The sequence below is a fragment of the Streptomyces sp. B8-7 genome (assembly GCF_058833805.1).
In genome coordinates this window covers 960,471-977,493 of record NZ_JBYRRL010000005.1, presented here as the reverse complement: position 1 = coordinate 977,493, position 17,023 = coordinate 960,471, and the positions used below count along the sequence as shown (strand labels likewise).

The window sequence follows — 17,023 nt, the reverse complement described above, 5'->3', positions numbered from 1 at the left end:
GCTCCGACTTTATCAGAAGTTCTGAGCCGGAATTTCCGGCCTCTCCGGGAGACTGTCTCCGATGCTGTGAAGCGGTCGGGTTCCCGTCGTGGCGGAGCCGTAAACGTACTGGAGAGGGGCGCCTCGATGCAAATCGAGGCGCCCCGCTCGGGCGTTGGCGCGGTCGGGCGGACCGCCGGCCTCAGACCTCGACGACCACCGGGAGGATCATCGGCCTGCGGCGGTAGGTGTCCGACACCCACTTGCCGAGGGTGCGGCGGACGAGCTGCTGCATCTGGTGGGGCTCCACCACACCGTCCTGCGCCGAGCGCTCCAGAACCTCGGTGATCCTCGGGATGACGGCGCCGAAGGCGGAGTCCTCGATGCCGGAGCCGCGCGCCTGGACGTGCGGGCCACCGGTGATCTTCCCCGTGGAGGAGTCGATGACCACGAAGACCGAGATGATGCCCTCGTCGCCGAGGATCTTGCGGTCCTTCAGGGCGGGCTCGCCGACGTCACCGACGGAGAGGCCGTCGACGTACACATAGCCCGCCTGCACCTTGCCGGAGATCTTCGCCTTGCCCTCGACGAGGTCGACGGCGATGCCGTCCTCGGCGATGACGATGCGGTCGTGCGGGACCCCGGTCAGGGCACCGAGCTCGGCGTTGGCCCGCAGATGGCGCCATTCGCCGTGGACCGGCATCAGGTTCTTCGGGCGGCAGATGTTGTAGAAGTACAGCAGCTCGCCCGCCGAGGCGTGGCCCGAGACGTGGACCTTGGCGTTGCCCTTGTGGACCACGTTGGCACCCCAGCGGGTGAGCCCGTTGATGACGCGGTAGACCGCGTTCTCGTTCCCGGGGATGAGGGACGACGCCAGGATGACCGTGTCGCCCTCGACGATCCGGATCTGGTGGTCGCGGTTCGCCATCCGGGACAGGGCGGCCATCGGTTCACCCTGGGAGCCCGTGCAGACCAGGACGACCTCGTGGTCCGGCAGGTCGTCCAGGGTCTTGACGTCCACCACGAGCCCCGGCGGCACCTTCAGATAGCCGAGGTCGCGGGCGATGCCCATGTTGCGGACCATCGAGCGGCCCACGAAGGCGACCCGGCGGCCGTACTCGTGGGCCGCGTCCAGGATCTGCTGGATGCGGTGCACATGGCTGGCGAAGCTCGCCACGATGATGCGCTTGCGGGCCCCGGCGAACACCTGGCGCAGCACGTTGGAGATGTCCCGCTCGTGCGGGGTGAAGCCCGGCACCTCCGCGTTGGTGGAGTCGGACAGCAGGAGGTCGATGCCCTCCTCGCTCAGCCGGGCGAACGCGTGCAGGTCCGTGAGCCGGTTGTCCAGCGGAAGCTGGTCCATCTTGAAGTCGCCCGTGTGGACGACCAGGCCGGCCGGGGTGCGGATGGCCACCGCCAGGGCGTCCGGGATGGAGTGGTTCACCGCGACGAACTCGCAGTCGAAGGGTCCCACGTGCTCGCGCTGCCCCTCGGCCACCTCAAGGGTGTAGGGGCGGATGCGGTGCTCCTGGAGCTTGGCCTCGATCAGGGCCAGGGTCAGCTTGGAGCCGATCAGCGGGATGTCCGGCTTCTCCCGCAGAAGGAACGGGACGCCGCCGATGTGGTCCTCGTGGCCATGGGTGAGGACGATGCCCTCGATGTCGTCGAGGCGGTCCCTGACGGACGAGAAGTCCGGCAGGATCAGATCGATTCCGGGCTGCTCCTCCTCGGGGAAGAGCACTCCACAGTCGACGATCAGGAGACGGCCGCCGTACTCGAAGACCGTCATGTTGCGGCCGATCTCGCCGAGGCCGCCCAGTGGGGTGACCCGCAGGCCGCCTTCGGGGAGGGGCGGGGGCGGGCTCAGTTCGGGGTGCGGATGACTCAAAAGACTCTCCTCAACCACACGCGCCACGTACCGGTGAGGCACGTGGCGCGCGTGACGTTCGTGCAGAAGCAGTTGTTGTTGCGTGGTGGTACGGGCACCGGTGGCCCGTTCTTCAGTTGTGAAGTTGTTGTGCGTGGTGCGGTCCCGCGAAGTCTGTTGTCAGAGCTGTACCCCGCCGGCGGCAAGATCGATCTTGAGTTGGGCGACCTCTTCCGGCGAGCACTCGACCATGGGGCCGCGCAGCGGGCCCGCGGGCAGGCCCTGGAGCGCGAGGGCGGCCTTGGTGGTCATCACGCCCTGGGTGCGGAACATGCCGGTGTAGACCGGGAGCAGCTTCTGGTGGATCTCCGTCGCCTTCTGGACGTCGCCCGAGGTGTAGGCGTCGATCAGGGCCCGCAGATCGGGCGTGACGAGGTGGCCGACGACCGACACGAAGCCGACCGCGCCCACGGAGAGCAGGGGCAGGTTGAGCATGTCGTCGCCGGAGTACCAGGCGAGGCCGGTGCGGGCGATGGCCCAGCTGGCACGGCCGAGGTCGCCCTTGGCGTCCTTGTTGGCGACGATCCTCGGATGCGCGGCGAGCCGGGCGATGGTCTCGGTCTCGACCGGGACGCCGCTGCGGCCGGGGATGTCGTACAGCATGACCGGCAGGCCGGTCGCGTCCGCGACGGCCGTGAAGTGCCGGTACAGGCCCTCCTGCGGGGGCTTGTTGTAGTACGGGGTGACCACCAGCAGGCCGTGTGCGCCGGCGCGCTCCGCGGCCCGGGCCAGCTCGACGCTGTGGTGGGTGTCGTTGGTGCCGACTCCGGCGACGACGTGGGCCCGGTCACCGACCGCCTCCAGCACGGCCCGCACGAGGTCCGATTTCTCCGCGTCGCTCGTGGTGGGGGACTCACCGGTGGTGCCGTTGATGATCAGGCCGTCGTTGCCTGCGTCCACCAGGTGGGTGGCGAGCCGCTGGGCGCCGTCGAGATCGAGCGCGCCGTCCGCCGTGAAAGGCGTGACCATGGCGGTGAGGACCCGCCCGAAGGGGGTCTGCGGAGTGGAGGTCGGAGCCATGGGTTACACGCTACTCGTTGCGCACGGCGCGGTCTGCCCGCAGGGTGCGGGAAAAGTCAGGACAAAGGCGGAGCCCGGCACTGCCTGCTCGGGGGTTCAGGCAGTGCCGGGTCCGTTTGATCAGGCTAGATGAACTTCTCCAAATGCCGCAATACGGACACTTCGCGCGACTGGCCCGCACATGTGTGCCGGGCGCGGGGACCGGTCGCGTTACGGGGCCACCCGGCCGTTGGCGTTGAAGGCCGCGTGGGTGAGCGGCATCAGCTTCGCCCACTCGGCCTCCATCTTCTCGCCCACCATCTCGATCTCCCGCTGCGGGAAGGACGGCACCCGGGCCAGCTCGTGCTGGGTGCGCAGACCGAGGAAGTGCATCAGGGAGCGGGCGTTGCAGGTGGCGTACATGGAGGAGAACAGGCCCACCGGGAGTACCGTGCGGGCCACCTCGCGGGCGACTCCGGCGTCGAGCATCTCCCGGTACGTCCGGTACGCCCGACGGTAGGAGTCCTCCATCGCCTCGGTGGCGAGCTTGTGCTGCTCGGGGGTGCCCTCGACGAACCGGTACTTGCCCGGGCGGCCCTCCTGGACCAGCTTGCGCGAGGTGTCGGGCACGTAGAACACGGGCTGCAGCTCGCGGTAGCGGCCCGACTCCTCGTTGTACGACCAGCCGACGCGGTGGCGCAGGAACTCCCGGAAGACGAAGATCGGGGCGCTGACGAGGAACGTCATGGAGTTGTGCTCGAACGGGCTGCCGTGCCGGTCCCGCATGAGGTAGTTGATCAGCCCCTTCGAACGCTCCGGGTCCTTCTGCAGCTCGTCCAGGGACTGCTCGCCGAGCGTGGAGACACGTGCGGCGAAGAGCACGTCGGTGTCGGCCGCGCTGTGCTTGACCAGCTCTACGGTCACATCGCTGCGGAAGTCGATCTGGAACTGGTCGTCGGGGGTGCTGTGCACGGTTCGGAGGGCCTTCCCGTCTCGTCGTGTGGCGACGCCACTCTACCCATGGGCGGGCCGGGCACCGGTGCACCGTGAGACCGTCAGAAAGATCGGGAAACCGGGCACCTTCCGGGCGGTTCGCTCGTCTGTATGAGTACCAATGGTGCGTTCCGTCCAGAAAGGAGCCCCGCCCCATGTTCCGCCGGAGTGAGCCCGTGCCCTTCGCCTTCCTCTCCGAGGCCGACCGGTTCCGCAGCAACGTCGTTCCCCCGCCCCCGCAGCGGGCTTCGGCCGGTCAGATAGCCGGGCGCTGGCTGCTGGGGACCACGATCGCCGGTGCGCTGGTGGGCGCCCTGGTCCTCGGGATGCCGGCGCTCTCGGTCGACGGCGGGGGCGGGACCGGGCAGTCCCAGGCGGCGTCGGACCGCTGACTCCATCCGGCCCCCCGAGAGTGGTGGGCGCGCACCGGGGTCGGTAGCCTCACCGGGCACTGCCCCTGCGTGGATCGAGTGAGGACCAGCCGTGCCCCTGCCCTTCCTGACGGCCGACCGTGCCTTCGAGGCGGCTGACGACGTAGCGCTGCCGTTCGACGACCGTGACCGCTGGCGGCGCCCCTACCGGCCCGGTCCCTGGCGCGTCGCCTCGGCGGCGATCGGGCTGATGCTCGCCTCGTTCGTCCTGTTCGCGGCCGTCATCATCGCCGTGACCGGCTCCGTCGGCGGCGCGGGGACCGTCTTCGGCTTCGCCGCGGTGATCATCGCGGCGGCTCTGCGGCTGCTGCGGATGGGCGTGTGGGTGAGCGCCCGGGGGCTGCGCCTGGTGGGCTTCTTCGTCACGCGCACGGTCGGCTGGGAGCGGGTCGGCTCGGTCCGTACGACGCAGCAGCCGGTGCGCTGGCTCGGCCTGCCGCGCACCGTACAGGGCCAGGCGCTGGTGCTGGAGTGCCGCAACCGGTCCGGCGGCGGGCTGCCGCCGATGCTGACCACGCACAACGCCGACTTCCTCGGCCGCTTCGAGGCGTTCGACCGGGCGGCCGACACGCTTGAGGCATGGGCCGCGGAGTACCGCCGGGACTGAGCCCGGCCACCGGCCGTCACCGGTGAGCGCCCGTACGGACGGAAGGGGCCGGCACAGCTCGTCGGCACCTTCCCCTTCCGTCCTCACACGGCGTGAGCAGATGCCGCGACGTGGCCGGCGCCGTGACCGGCGAGGTGTGCCGGAACGCCGTCACGTCCGGCGCACGGTGCATCGCAGGGCAGCGCGTCACGCGCGTACCGGACGTACGTGACCGGACCTACGTGACCGGACCTACGTACGCGGGAGGTGAGACGACGCGGCGAGGCGCCGGGCCGGACGGCGCGAGCCGGTCATCCCCTCCGGTGCCGACGCTGGTAGTGCCTGGTCAGGTCGGTGCGGGACGGCCGTCATGCAGGGCGATGGCCCGCTGCATGGCCTTGCGGGCGCGGGGGGTGTCACGAGCGTCGTGGTAGGCGACGGCGAGCCGGAACCAGGTGCGCCAGTCGTCGGGCCTGGCTTCCGTCTCCGCCTTGCGACGGGTGAACACCTCGTCGGCGGAATCGCGGTCGACACGGCCGCTGGGAGTCCGCCGCAGTTCGTCGACGGGGAGGCCGCCCTCGGCGTCGAGCTCGGCGGCCAGAGCGTTGGCCCGCCGCACGAACTGCGTGTTCTTCCACAGGAACCACACGCCGATCACCGGCAGGATCAGTACCGCCACGCCGAACGTGACGGTCAGCAGCGTGCCTGCCTGGATCAGCAGCACACCCCGGCTGCCGACCAGGACGAAGTAGACGACCAGGACGGCGGCCGTGACAGCGTAGGAGATCTTCGCGCGCATCGTCGTACGGTCTCCGGGTCAGCCCAGGTCCAGGAAGTGCTCCAGGCCGAAGGTGAGGCCCGGAGTCGTCACCACCCGGCGGGCGGCGAGCAGGATGCCCGGCATGAAGCTGCTGTGGTGCAGGGAGTCGTGGCGGACGGTGAGCGTCTCGCCCTCACCGCCGAGGAGGACCTCCTGGTGGGCCAGCAGGCCGCGGAGCCGGACCGCGTGCACCGGGACGCCGTCGACGCTGGCACCGCGGGCGCCGTCCAGCGCGGTCGCCGTGGCGTCCGGTGCGGGGGCGGTGCCCGCGGCCCGGCGGGCCTCGGCGATCAGCTGGGCGGTGCGCGTGGCGGTGCCGCTCGGCGCATCCACCTTGTTCGGGTGATGCAGCTCGATGACCTCGACCGACTCGAAGTAGGGCGCGGCGATCTGGGCGAACTTCATGGTGAGCACGGCCCCGATGGAGAAGTTCGGGGCGATGAGCACGCCGGTCCCCGGCGCGGACTCCAGCCAGCCGTTCAGCCGGGCCAGCCGGTCCTCTGTCCAGCCCGTGGTACCGACGACGGCGTGGATGCCGTGCCCGACGCAGTACTCGAGGTTGGCCATCACCGAGTCCGGTGTGGTCAGCTCGACGGCGACCTGGGCGTCGGACTCCGTCAGGGCGTCCAGCCGGTCGCCGCGGCCGAGGGCGGCGACCAGCTCCATGTCCTTTGCGGACTCGACCGCCCGCACCGCCTCGGAGCCGATCCGGCCCTGGGCGCCGAGGACCGCCACGCGCAGCTTGCTCATCGTCTTCTGCTTCCTTGTCTCGGATGGTCCGGGTGTCGGGATGGTCCGGGTGTCGGGAGGTCCGGAGGCCGGGATGGTCCGGATGGTCCGGCTGTCGGCTGGTGCGAGTGTCGGCTGGTGCGGGTGTCGGCTGGTGCGGAGCTCCGGGGGCGGTCGGGTCAGGCCACGGGTCAGGCCACGGTCTCGTGCAGCCGGGCCGCCTGCCTGTCCTTGAGCGGGCCGATGACCGACAGGGAGGGCCGCTGTCCGAGGACGGCGCGGGCGACGTCGCGGACGTCGTCGGGGGTGACCGCCGCGATCCGGGCGAGCATGTCGTCGACCGACATCTGCTCACCCCAGCACAGTTCGCTCTTGCCGATACGGTTCATCAGCGCGCCGGTGTCCTCCAGACCCAGGACGGTGGAGCCGCGCAGCTGTCCGATGGCCCGGTCGATCTCGTCGTCGGTGAGGCCGTGCTGGGCGACATGGTCGAGCTCGTCGCGGCAGATCCGGAGCACGTCGTGCACCTGCGACGGACGGCAGCCGGCGTAGACGCCGAACAGGCCGCAGTCGGCGAAGCCTGAAGTGTAGGAGTACACGCTGTAGGCCAGGCCGCGCTTCTCGCGGACCTCCTGGAACAGGCGGGAGGACATACCGCCGCCCAGTGCGGTGTTGAGCACCCCGAGCGCCCAGCGGCGTTCGTCGGTGCGGGCCAGGCCCGGCATGCCGAGGACGACGTGGGCCTGTTCGGTGCGGCGGCCGAGGAGTTCGACGCGGCCCGCGGCGCGGATGGCGCGCCGTCCGTCGCGGGGGGCGACGGGCCGGGCCTCCGGGTCGCGGACGGCGCCGGCCCCCTCGAAGGCGGCGCGGACCTGCCGGACGACCTTGTGGTGGTCGACGTTGCCGGCGCAGGCCACGACCAGGTGGGTGGGGTCGTAGTGCTTGCGGTAGAAGCGGCGGATGCGGTCGGCGGTGAGGGCGTTGACCGTGTCGACGGTACCGAGGACGGGCCGGCCGAGGGGGTTGTCGCCGAACATGGTGTGCGCGAACAGGTCGTGCACGCAGTCGCCCGGGTCGTCCTCGGTCATGGCGATCTCCTCGAGGATCGCGCCGCGCTCGACGTTGACGTCCTCCTCGAGGATGAGGGAGCCGGTGAGCATGTCGCAGACCACGTCGATGGCGAGCGGCAGGTCGCTGTCGAGCACGCGCGCGTAGTAGCACGTGTACTCCTTCGCGGTGAAGGCGTTCATCTCGCCGCCGACGGCGTCCAGGGCCGCGGAGATGTCGAGTGCACTGCGCCGGGTCGTGCCCTTGAAGAGCAGGTGCTCCAGGTAGTGCGTGGCGCCGTTCAGGGCGGGGGTCTCGTCGCGGGAGCCGACATGGGCCCAGATGCCGAAGGTCGCGGAGCGCACCGAGGGCAGGGTCTCGGTGACGACGCGCAGGCCGCCGGGCAGGGTCGTCTTGCGGACGGTGCCGATGCCGTTGGTGCCCCTGATGAGGGTTTGGGTACGGGCGACGGCCCGCGCCTCCGGGGAGGTGCGGGCCGTCGCCGTGGTGCTACGAGACGTCACTTGTCGGTGTCGTCCTTCTTGTCCTCGGAGCCTTCCTCGCCCTCGATCACGGGGATGAGGGAGAGCTTTCCGCGGGAGTCGATCTCGGCGATCTCGACCTGGACCTTCTGGCCCACACCGAGGACGTCCTCGACGTTCTCCACGCGCTTGCCGCCGGCGAGCTTGCGGATCTGCGAGATGTGCAGCAGACCGTCCTTGCCGGGCAGCAGCGAGACGAACGCACCGAAGGTCGTGGTCTTGACGACCGTGCCCAGGTAGCGCTCGCCGACCTCGGGCATCGTCGGGTTGGCGATGCCGTTGATCGTGGCGCGGGCGGCCTCGGCGGCCGGGCCGTCGGCGGCACCGATGTAGATGGTGCCGTCGTCCTCGATGGTGATCTCGGCGCCGGTGTCCTCCTGGATCTGGTTGATCATCTTGCCCTTGGGGCCGATGACCTCGCCGATCTTGTCGACGGGGATCTTCACGGTGATGATCCGCGGCGCGTTGGGGGACATCTCGTCGGGCCGGTCGATGGCCTCCATCATCACGTCGAGGATGTGGAGACGGGCGTCGCGGGCCTGCTTGAGGGCCGCGGCCAGGACGGAGGCCGGGATGCCGTCCAGCTTGGTGTCGAGTTGGAGGGCGGTCACGAACTCCTTGGTGCCGGCGACCTTGAAGTCCATGTCGCCGAAGGCGTCCTCCGCACCGAGGATGTCGGTGAGGGTGACGTAGTGCGTCTCGCCGTCGATCTCCTGGGAGATCAGGCCCATCGCGATACCGGCGACGGGGGCCTTCAGCGGCACACCGGCGTTCAGCAGCGACATGGTGGAGGCGCAGACCGAGCCCATGGACGTCGAGCCGTTCGAGCTGAGCGCCTCGGAGACCTGGCGGATCGCGTAGGGGAACTCCTCGCGGGTCGGCAGGACCGGGACCAGGGCGCGCTCGGCGAGGGCGCCGTGGCCGATCTCGCGGCGCTTCGGGGAGCCGACGCGACCGGTCTCGCCGGTGGAGTACGGCGGGAAGTTGTAGTTGTGCATGTAGCGCTTGCGGGTCACCGGGGAGAGGGTGTCCAGCTGCTGCTCCATGCGGAGCATGTTGAGCGTGGTGACGCCCAGGATCTGGGTCTCGCCACGCTCGAACACGGCGGAACCGTGCACGCGAGGGATGGCCTCGACCTCGGCGGCGAGCGTACGGATGTCCGTGACGCCACGGCCGTCGATGCGCTTCTTCTCCTTGATCACGCGCTCGCGGACCAGCTGCTTGGTGAGCGAGCGGTACGCGGCGGAGATCTCCTTCTCGCGGCCCTCGAACTCCGGCAGGAGCTTCTCGGCGGCGAGCGCCTTGACGCGGTCCAGCTCGGCCTCGCGCTCCTGCTTGCCGGCGATGGTGAGGGCCTGGGCGAGCTCGGGCCTGACCGCGGCGGTCAGGGCCTCGAGGACGTCGTCCTGGTGGTCCAGGAAGATCGGGAACTCCGCGGTCGGCTTGGCGGCCTTCGCGGCGAGGTCGGCCTGGGCCTTGCAGAGCACCTTGATGAAGGGCTTGGCGGCCTCCAGGCCGGCGGCGACGACCTCCTCGGTCGGGGCCTCGGAGCCGCCCTCGACCAGCTTGATCGTGTGGTCGGTGGCCTCGGCCTCGACCATCATGATCGCGACGTCGCCGTCCTCCAGGGTGCGGCCCGCGACGACCATGTCGAAGACGGCGTCCTCGAGCTCGGTGTGCGTCGGGAAGGCCACCCACTGGCCGCGGATCAGCGCGACGCGGACGCCGCCGATCGGGCCGGAGAAGGGCAGTCCGGCCAGCTGCGTGGACGCTGAGGCGGCGTTGATCGCCACCACGTCGTACAGGTGGTCGGGGTTGAGGGCCATGATCGTGGCGACGACCTGGATCTCGTTGCGCAGGCCCTTCTTGAAGGACGGACGCAGCGGGCGGTCGATCAGGCGGCAGGTGAGGATCGCGTCCTCGGAGGGGCGGCCCTCACGGCGGAAGAAGCTGCCGGGGATCTTGCCCGCGGCGTACATCCGCTCCTCGACGTCCACCGTCAGGGGGAAGAAGTCGAGCTGGTCCTTGGGGTTCTTCGATGCTGTGGTGGCCGACAGCACCATGGTGTCGTCGTCCAGGTACGCGACGGCGGAGCCGGCGGCCTGCTTGGCCAGGCGGCCCGTCTCGAAGCGGATGGTGCGGGTGCCGAAGGAGCCGTTGTCGATGACGGCTTCGGCGTAGTGGGTCTCGTTCTCCACCAGCGTTTTCTCCTCGTCTTCGTCCCGTGGCTGCCCGTGTGGCAGGGGGACGATGGCGGAGAAGCGCGCCGTGCGGTGCGGGCCGGTCTTCGATCGAAGCACCCGGGGCTCGCTTCCCCCCGGGGGCCACTACCGAGGACCGGCGGCGGCTAGGTGCGCTTCTCCTCGTCTCGTCTTGTCATGCTGTGCCGCGCGTAACGCGTCGTGCTACCACACTACAAAGGGGTGGTGACAGTCCGCACGTTTCCGCACGTACGGCAAAGGGAGCGGTCCCGATCTTTCCCGGGAACCGCTCCCTTCACGGCGTCCTACTTGGCGCCCGCCGCACCGCGGCGGATGCCGAGGCGGTCGACCAGCGCACGGAAGCGCTGGATGTCCTTCTTGGCCAGGTACTGCAGCAGCCGGCGGCGCTGACCGACCAGGATCAGCAGACCACGGCGGGAGTGGTGGTCGTGCTTGTGGGCCTTGAGGTGCTCGGTCAGGTCGGAGATCCGACGCGACAGCAGAGCGACCTGGACCTCGGGGGAGCCGGTGTCACCCTCCTTGGTACCGAACTCGGCGATGATCTGCTTCTTCGTAGCGGCGTCGAGCGACACGCGTACTCCTCATGGTCTGAGATGAGCCACCGAGTGCCCCCGGTCTTCGTCTCGGGGAAGCTTCCACAACTCGGGAGGCGGGGATCCGCTGGGCGCGGCCTCCAGAGCGCTCGGCTCCGGGGGCGCGTACACATACGGCCGTCACACAGAGTACCAGCCGCCGGTGGGCGCCTGCGCCGGAGGCCTGGAACCGCCTTCCACGCGCGCGTGCGGCCACTAGGGTGACCTGCGGGATCATACGCACGTCGGAAGAGGGGTCGCCTGGGCATGGCGGAGGAACTGGACGCGGCCGTGAAGGCACGCAAGGAGCGGGAGCGCGACGAGCTGTACGCCCTCGACATCTCCGGGGTCGAGTGGCAGAGCGCGCCCGGCACGGAGGAGCACGAGGAGCGCGTGGAGATCGCCCACCTCCCGGGGGGAGCCGTGGCCATGCGGTCGTCGCTCGACCACGGCACGGTGCTGCGATACACGGAGGCGGAGTGGCGGGCCTTCGTGCTGGGCGCCCGGGACGGAGAGTTCGACCTGGAGCCGGCTCCGGGCGAGGGCGGGGCCTGACCCGCCCGGCCGGCCGGGACGCCCGGCCGGCGTCCCGGAACCGCGCGGCCCCGGGTCGCGCGGCCCTCGGGAGTGCACGCGGGGGCGTGCCTGGCGGGTACGCGCGCAGCCGTTGCGCGCGCATACGGGGCGGCCGCCCGGGCGGCACCGCGCTGCGGCGGGTGCCGCCGGCCGTGGCGGCCGCCCCGTTGCCCTGCCCTGCGGCCCACCCTGACCGCTGCCCGCCCCTGACCACTGCCGGTGAGACACCGTGATCGCCGCTCCGGCCTCGACTCGGACGGCGCCGGTCGGTCTCGCGCTGCTCCCGGAGCCCGGCCGGCGCCCGCCGTGCTCCGGCGCCCTCACGGAGCCTCACCGCACGCGAAGCACGGTTCGTCCTGGGCCATGGCCGTGCACCGGCGCGTGCCGGTACGGGTGCCGGCCGCTGCGGTGGGTGCCGCCGGGGCGAAGGTGACGAGGGCCGCGGGTGCGGTGCGGGGATCCCGCGGGGGCGTGGTACGGAAATGAGGACGCTGATGCTTCCGCCGACCGGCCCGGGTTCCCCGACTGCCGCGAGGCGCGGCCGCACCTGCCGCCTGCCCGCACCCGTCCTTGATGCGCCGCGACCGCGAGATCCGGAGCCCGCCGAGCACGTGGGGCCTGAGACGACGCGGCGTGCGTCGAGGGCGCGTGCCTCAAGAGGTCCCGGCCAAGGTGGCTCGGGGGAGGAGCGAAACGCGGCGGGCGCGGTGCGTGGCTCAACGATTCCAGGAAGAGGAGGGCACCGCCTTCCGGGGCCTCGTCCTGCCCTCCCGCCCTCTTCGCCGTCCCGGCGTACGTGTCCTTTCGTTCCCGTACAAGGGTGTTGGCCAAGTCTTCCTGCTGTTCAGGCTGTTCAGGCTGTTCACGGGCATCGGCGGCCGTGTCCGACCGGACGGGTCCACGGTGGCGGACGTGAACACGACGTCGGGGCCGGGGATCTGACGTGGTGGCCGGGCACCCGGGTACGGACGGGCCTGCCGGGACGCGGCAAGCGGTGACTAGGCTGGGTGCGGGCGTGGCGTCAGAACCCGTGGGGCGGGTCTCGGCGTCCCAGGGGGGAGGGCCGGACGGTTCCGGACGACCTCGGTCGGCCTCGGACGACCCCGAAGGACTTCGGAAGACGAGACATGGTCGCCCCGGCACGACACACGGGGAAGACCGCACCAGGAGGAACTGTGAGCAGCGATCGGGACGGGATCCGCGGGGGCTGGGCGACGCCCGGCGACGACCAGCCCGACGCGGAGTCAGCAGTCGAGACCACGGGCGAGTTCAGCATCGACTTCGCGCCGCCCGCCTGGTATACGCAGCACGCGCAGACGGACGCGACGGACGCGACGGACGCGACGGACGCGACGGACGCGACGGACGCGACGGACGCGACGGACGCGACGGACGCGACGGACGCGACGGACCCGGCGGACCCGGCGGACGCGACGGACCCAGCGGACGCGACGGACGCGACGGACGCGACGGGCGCAACAGACCCGGCGGACGCGACGGAGTCGGCGGAGTCGGCGGACGCAACGGAGTCGGTAGGGGCGGCGGGGGCGGTGGAGCAGGGGTCCCGCCGGGAGGCGGGCGCCGTGGGCGCCCCGGGTGGCACCGGTGCCGCGGGCACCGTCGCAGCCGGGAGCGCGGCGGCCGGGCCGGCCCCTGAGGCCGGTCCGAGTGCCGGGCCCGGGGCCGATCCGGGGTCGGGCGCCGCTTCGCTTCCTCCCGTACCGCCGGTTCCGGGAGCGCCGTTCACACCGCCGGTGCCCGCACCCGGGGCGCCCTTCACGCCGCCGCTCGCACCTCCCGCCCTCGATCGGGGCGCGCCGTACACGCCGCCTGGGGCCACGCCCGGCGTGCCGTTCACGCCGCCCGCACCCGTCGTGTCCTTCACCCCGCCGTCGGTCACACCGCCCGCACCGGAGGTGCCGTACACGCAGCCGCCCGCCCCTGCATCGGAAGCACCCTCCGCGCCCCCCAGGCCCGAGGCTCAGCCCCCGGCTGCCGGAGGCCCCGTCGCCGTGCCCCGGCTTCCGGCAGGGAGCGGGTTCGAGCCGTACCCGCCGCGGCCCGAGGTCACGGAGGCGACCGCCGGGAACTCCGCGTCCCCGAGCGTGCCGCCGGGCTTCGGTGCGCACCCCTCGGCCACGCAGGGCGGGGCGCCGGAGCAGGAGACCGATGACCGCGAGAGCGGCGTCACCCTCCGTTTCTCCTCCGCCGCGCTGCGGCGGGAGATCGCGGAACGTACCGCCGCCGACACCCAGACGGCCGCGGGCACCGACGCCGACGGGCAGGACCCGGTCGGAGCCGCCCAGCCGCACGACGGCTCCCCGGAGCGCGGGGAGCCGCAGAGCGCTCCGGACGACGGCGCGCCGCACGGCAGCCCCGGCCCTCGCGACGTCCCTGGAGCGCGAAGCGTCCCGGAGGGCGTCAGAGAGGACGACTCCGCGGACAGTTCCCCCCACGACCCCGGTTCAGCGAGCAGCGCGGCGACCACCGGCTCCTCGGACGGCGAGCGGGCTCCGGAGAGCCTCGGGGACACCGCCGAGACATCAGCAGGAGACCGGGACGCCGTGCCGGGCGACGCCCACGCGGCGTCCGGCGCGACGTCCGGAGCGGCGTCCGGAGCGGCGTCCGGAGCGGCGTCCGGCACGGACGACAGGTCCGCGCCGGACGAGGAAGGCGCGCCCTGTGCGGCCTACGGAGCCGACGGGGCGAGCCCCGTGTTCAGCGACGCCGCGACGGACGCCGTGGACGCCGTGGATGCCGAGAGCCACGCCAACGGCGCGGACGAGCAGGCCGCCGGTGGGCCGCCCGCGGCCGGGGACACCCCTGCCGGCGCCGTCGGCGGGCCCGAAGGCAGGGCCGCTGCCCTCCCGGACGAACCGCGGGACGGCCCGCCGCGTGACCCGGCGCTGCCGGCCGATGCCCCGGGGAGCGTGGAGCCCTCCGCCTGCGTACCCGTCGCCGCGACGTCCGCGGGATCTGCCGGCCCCGCTTCCGCCGAGGCCGGGTCGTCGGAACCGTACGACGCGGTGCCGTACGGCGCCGTACCGCAGAACGTCGTAGCCCAGGACGGGCCCGTGCCGGCCACCGACCCGCAGGCAGCGCCGGCGGCCCCGGCCATGCCCTCGGACCCCGCCATGCCTTCGGACCCGCCCCCGCAGGCCATGCCTCCGCAGGCCGCAGAGCCGCCGGACGCCGGCCCCCGCCGCCCTGCGCCGGGGCTCCCCGCCGGCATGCCCGGCATCTCGCCCCCCGAGTGGGCGCCGGCAGTTGCACGAAGCGAGGCCCCGGGCGTGCCTCCTGCGGCGCATCCGCCGTACCAGCCGACCGCGCCCGCACCGGCCGCGCAGTGGCCCGCGCAGCCCGGGGCGGGACCTCAGCCGCCCGTGTCCGACCGACCGGTGCCGCCGCAGCCGACGTCCGTCGCGCAGCACCCACCGGGCGGGCCCGCACAGCCTCCGGTCCAGCCTGGCGGTCACGGTTTCCCCCAGGGCCAGGCCCCGGTGGGCACCCCCGCACCGTCGCAACCGGTCCAGCCGCAGGCGGCACCCCGGCAGCCCGCCCAGCCGCAGGCGTCGCAGCCCGCGCCCGCGGACTGGAACCAGCCGCCCGGTCCCGCGTCGTCCGCGTCTCAGCAGCAGTCACAACCGGGGTACGGCTTCCCGCAGCAGCCCGCGCCTCCGGGTTCGCCGGGCTACGGCTTCCCGCCGCCCGCGCCCGTGCCCGGGGCCCACGGTGGACACGGCTTCCCGCAGTCCGGTGCCCCTGCGGCTGCGGGCCCGCAGCCGCAGGTTCCCGCACAGCAGGCCGCCCCCTCCCCCGCCGGCCCGCCGGACGGCCCCGGCCCGACCGGCTCCGGGGCCGCCTCGCCTCATCCCGGGGTGCAGCCGGGCGGCTACGGCTTCCCCCCGGGCCAGGGCCGGCCCGAGGTTCAGGACCGGGCTCCTTCGGATGTCCCCCCGCCGCCGTACCCGGCCCAGCCGCAGACGCCCGTCCCGGCGCCGCGTGCCGCCACGCCGCCGGAGCAGGCGTCGGCAACGTCCCACCAGCACCCGGCCCAGCCGCAGCCCCCCGTACCCGGCTACACCCACGGGCAGCCTCAGGCGCAGCCCCACCCGGACCCGCAGCGGAACGGCCCCGACCAGCAGCCGCACGTCCAGCCCCCGGCCGACCCGCGTCTGGGCAGCGCCTGGCCGCAGCCGATACAGCACGACCAGCGCCAGCCGACCGACCCCGGCGCCGCGCCGCTGGGCTACACCGCGGCCGTCGAGCTGTCCTCGGACCGCCTGCTCAACACCCGGCGGCAGAAGGCGAAGAGCAGCCGCCCGGCCGCCGCCTCGTCCCGCTTCAGGTTCGGCGGGAAGAAGGAGGAGGCGGAGCGGCAGCGGAAGCTGCAGCTGATCCGCACACCGGTCCTGTCCTGCTACCGGATCGCGGTGATCAGCCTCAAGGGCGGGGTGGGCAAGACGACCACCACCACCGCGCTCGGTGCCACGCTCGCCAGCGAGCGGCAGGACAAGATCCTCGCGATCGACGCCAATCCGGACGCCGGCACCCTCGGGCGGCGCGTACGACGGGAGACCGGGGCGACGATCCGCGACCTGGTGCAGGCGATCCCGTACCTCAACTCGTACATGGACATCAGGCGGTTCACCTCGCAGGCGCCGTCCGGTCTGGAGATCATCGCCAACGACGTCGACCCGGCCGTGTCCACCACGTTCAACGACGAGGACTACCGACGCGCGATCGACGTCCTGGGCAAGCAGTATCCGGTCATCCTCACGGACTCCGGCACGGGCCTGCTCTACAGCGCCATGCGGGGCGTGCTGGACCTCGCCGACCAGTTGATCATCATCTCGACGCCGTCGGTCGACGGTGCGTCGAGCGCCAGCACCACGCTGGACTGGCTGTCCGCACACGGGTACGCCGACCTGGTGTCCCGTTCCCTCACCGTGATCTCCGGCGTGCGCGAGACCGGCAAGATGATCAAGGTGGACGACATCGTGTCGCACTTCGAGACGCGGTGCCGCGGCGTCGTCGTCGTGCCGTTCGACGAGCATCTCGCCGCCGGTGCCGAGGTCGACCTCGACATGATGCGGCCGAAGGTGCGGGAGGCGTACTTCCATCTCGCCGCGCTGGTCGCCGAGGACTTCACGCGGCACCAGCAGGCGCACGGCCTGTGGACCAACGACGGCAACCCCCCGCCGGTCGCCGCCCCGCCGCTGCCCGGCCAGCACCTGCCCGGCCAGCCGTACGCCCAGCAGCCGCCCGCGAGCGCGCCGTACCCGGCTCCGCCGCAGCAGCCGTACCCCCCGCAGGCACAGCCTGGCGGCCAGCAGCAGCCGCCTCAGGTGCCGCATCAGCCACAGGCGCCCCGGTACGGTCAGCCGCACCCGCCCCAGCAGCCCCCGTCACAACCGCAGCCTCCCACGCAGCCGCACCCGGGACAGGCTCACCCGCAGCAGCCGCACCCGCCCCGGCAGCCTCCGCAGCAGTAGGCAGGAACGCGAAGGGCGGCCGGTGCCCGCGAGGGACCGGCCGCCCTTCGGCGTCCTGGGAGAGGCACGGACGCACCGGCCCGGCCACGGGACGGGCGCGCGACG

General features: G+C 72.4%; 12 protein-coding genes and 1 pseudogene. 5 read left to right on the top strand and 8 right to left on the bottom strand.

The features are described 5' to 3' along the window. Positions 1-181: 181 nt before the first annotated feature. The 3 genes from AC5K6T_RS28335 to thyX form a co-directional block, all read right to left on the bottom strand. Entirely contained in the window at positions 182-1,867 is a 1,686-nt protein-coding gene (locus tag AC5K6T_RS28335) for a ribonuclease J (protein WP_493213443.1), read from the bottom strand. Positions 1,868-2,026: 159 nt separating this feature from the next. After that, positions 2,027-2,926 carry a 4-hydroxy-tetrahydrodipicolinate synthase gene (gene dapA, locus AC5K6T_RS28330; RefSeq protein ID WP_493213441.1) on the bottom strand — a complete coding sequence of 300 codons (900 nt, stop codon included), beginning with the start codon at positions 2,924-2,926 and terminating at the stop codon, positions 2,027-2,029. 210 nt (positions 2,927-3,136) lie between these two features. Further along, complete coding sequence (gene thyX / locus AC5K6T_RS28325) at positions 3,137-3,877, bottom strand: FAD-dependent thymidylate synthase (protein WP_493213440.1); 741 nt, start codon at positions 3,875-3,877, stop codon at positions 3,137-3,139. A gap of 176 nt (positions 3,878-4,053) precedes the next feature. Between thyX and AC5K6T_RS28320 the strand changes: the two genes are divergently transcribed. Beyond that, a complete protein-coding gene (locus tag AC5K6T_RS28320; protein ID WP_493213438.1) occupies positions 4,054-4,290 on the top strand; it encodes a hypothetical protein in 237 nt (78 codons plus the stop codon). A 91-nt stretch (positions 4,291-4,381) separates the two neighbouring features. Further along, positions 4,382-4,936 (top strand): SCO5741 family PH domain-containing membrane protein, encoded by a 555-nt coding sequence (locus AC5K6T_RS28315; protein WP_493213436.1) that lies wholly within the window; start codon positions 4,382-4,384, stop codon positions 4,934-4,936. 325 nt (positions 4,937-5,261) lie between these two features. Here AC5K6T_RS28315 and AC5K6T_RS28310 read toward each other — a convergent pair whose 3' ends face one another. The 5 genes from AC5K6T_RS28310 to rpsO all read right to left on the bottom strand — a co-directional run bounded on the left by AC5K6T_RS28310 (position 5,262) and on the right by rpsO (position 10,847). Beyond that, the gene (locus tag AC5K6T_RS28310) at positions 5,262-5,714 is read right to left on the bottom strand and encodes a tetratricopeptide repeat protein (protein WP_493213434.1); all 453 of its coding nucleotides are present in this window, start codon (positions 5,712-5,714) and stop codon (positions 5,262-5,264) included. An 18-nt stretch (positions 5,715-5,732) separates the two neighbouring features. Further along, positions 5,733-6,485, bottom strand: a complete 753-nt coding sequence (dapB, locus tag AC5K6T_RS28305; RefSeq protein WP_493213432.1) for a 4-hydroxy-tetrahydrodipicolinate reductase — start codon at positions 6,483-6,485, stop codon at positions 5,733-5,735. 170 nt (positions 6,486-6,655) lie between these two features. Next, entirely contained in the window at positions 6,656-8,035 is a 1,380-nt protein-coding gene (locus tag AC5K6T_RS28300; RefSeq protein ID WP_493213431.1) for a M16 family metallopeptidase, read from the bottom strand. After that, positions 8,032-10,251 (bottom strand): polyribonucleotide nucleotidyltransferase, encoded by a 2,220-nt coding sequence (locus AC5K6T_RS28295; RefSeq protein WP_493213429.1) that lies wholly within the window; start codon positions 10,249-10,251, stop codon positions 8,032-8,034. The genes AC5K6T_RS28300 and AC5K6T_RS28295 overlap by 4 nt, the downstream gene beginning before the upstream one ends. 308 nt (positions 10,252-10,559) lie before the next feature. Continuing rightward, positions 10,560-10,847: a 30S ribosomal protein S15 gene (rpsO, locus tag AC5K6T_RS28290; protein ID WP_437072480.1), complete on the bottom strand. Its 288-nt coding sequence runs from the start codon at positions 10,845-10,847 to the stop codon at positions 10,560-10,562. Between the two features lie 267 nt (positions 10,848-11,114). On the opposite strand from rpsO, the gene AC5K6T_RS28285 reads away from it, so the two are divergent. From AC5K6T_RS28285 to AC5K6T_RS28275, 3 genes and pseudogenes are all read left to right on the top strand, one after another. Continuing rightward, on the top strand, positions 11,115-11,402 hold the full coding sequence (locus AC5K6T_RS28285; RefSeq protein ID WP_493213428.1) for a DUF397 domain-containing protein: 288 nt from the start codon (positions 11,115-11,117) through the stop codon (positions 11,400-11,402). A gap of 1,148 nt (positions 11,403-12,550) precedes the next feature. Next, positions 12,551-12,679, top strand: a pseudogene (locus AC5K6T_RS28280) (hypothetical protein); the annotation flags it as partial. Between the two features lie 1,974 nt (positions 12,680-14,653). Then, positions 14,654-16,918 carry a MinD/ParA family ATP-binding protein gene (locus AC5K6T_RS28275; RefSeq protein WP_493213510.1) on the top strand — a complete coding sequence of 755 codons (2,265 nt, stop codon included), beginning with the start codon at positions 14,654-14,656 and terminating at the stop codon, positions 16,916-16,918. The last annotated feature ends 105 nt before the right edge of the window (positions 16,919-17,023 follow it).

Excerpts from the sequence above, each read along its gene's own strand:
- dapA (WP_493213441.1), bottom strand. The coding sequence starts at position 2,926 with ATGGCTCCGACCTCCACTCCGCAGACCCCCTTCGGGCGGGTCCTCACC.
- AC5K6T_RS28320 (WP_493213438.1), top strand. The coding sequence starts at position 4,054 with ATGTTCCGCCGGAGTGAGCCCGTGCCCTTCGCCTTCCTCTCCGAGGCC.
- AC5K6T_RS28310 (WP_493213434.1), bottom strand. The coding sequence starts at position 5,714 with ATGCGCGCGAAGATCTCCTACGCTGTCACGGCCGCCGTCCTGGTCGTC.
- dapB (WP_493213432.1), bottom strand. The coding sequence starts at position 6,485 with ATGAGCAAGCTGCGCGTGGCGGTCCTCGGCGCCCAGGGCCGGATCGGC.
- AC5K6T_RS28285 (WP_493213428.1), top strand. The coding sequence starts at position 11,115 with ATGGCGGAGGAACTGGACGCGGCCGTGAAGGCACGCAAGGAGCGGGAG.
- AC5K6T_RS28275 (WP_493213510.1), top strand. The coding sequence starts at position 14,654 with ATGCCCGGCATCTCGCCCCCCGAGTGGGCGCCGGCAGTTGCACGAAGC.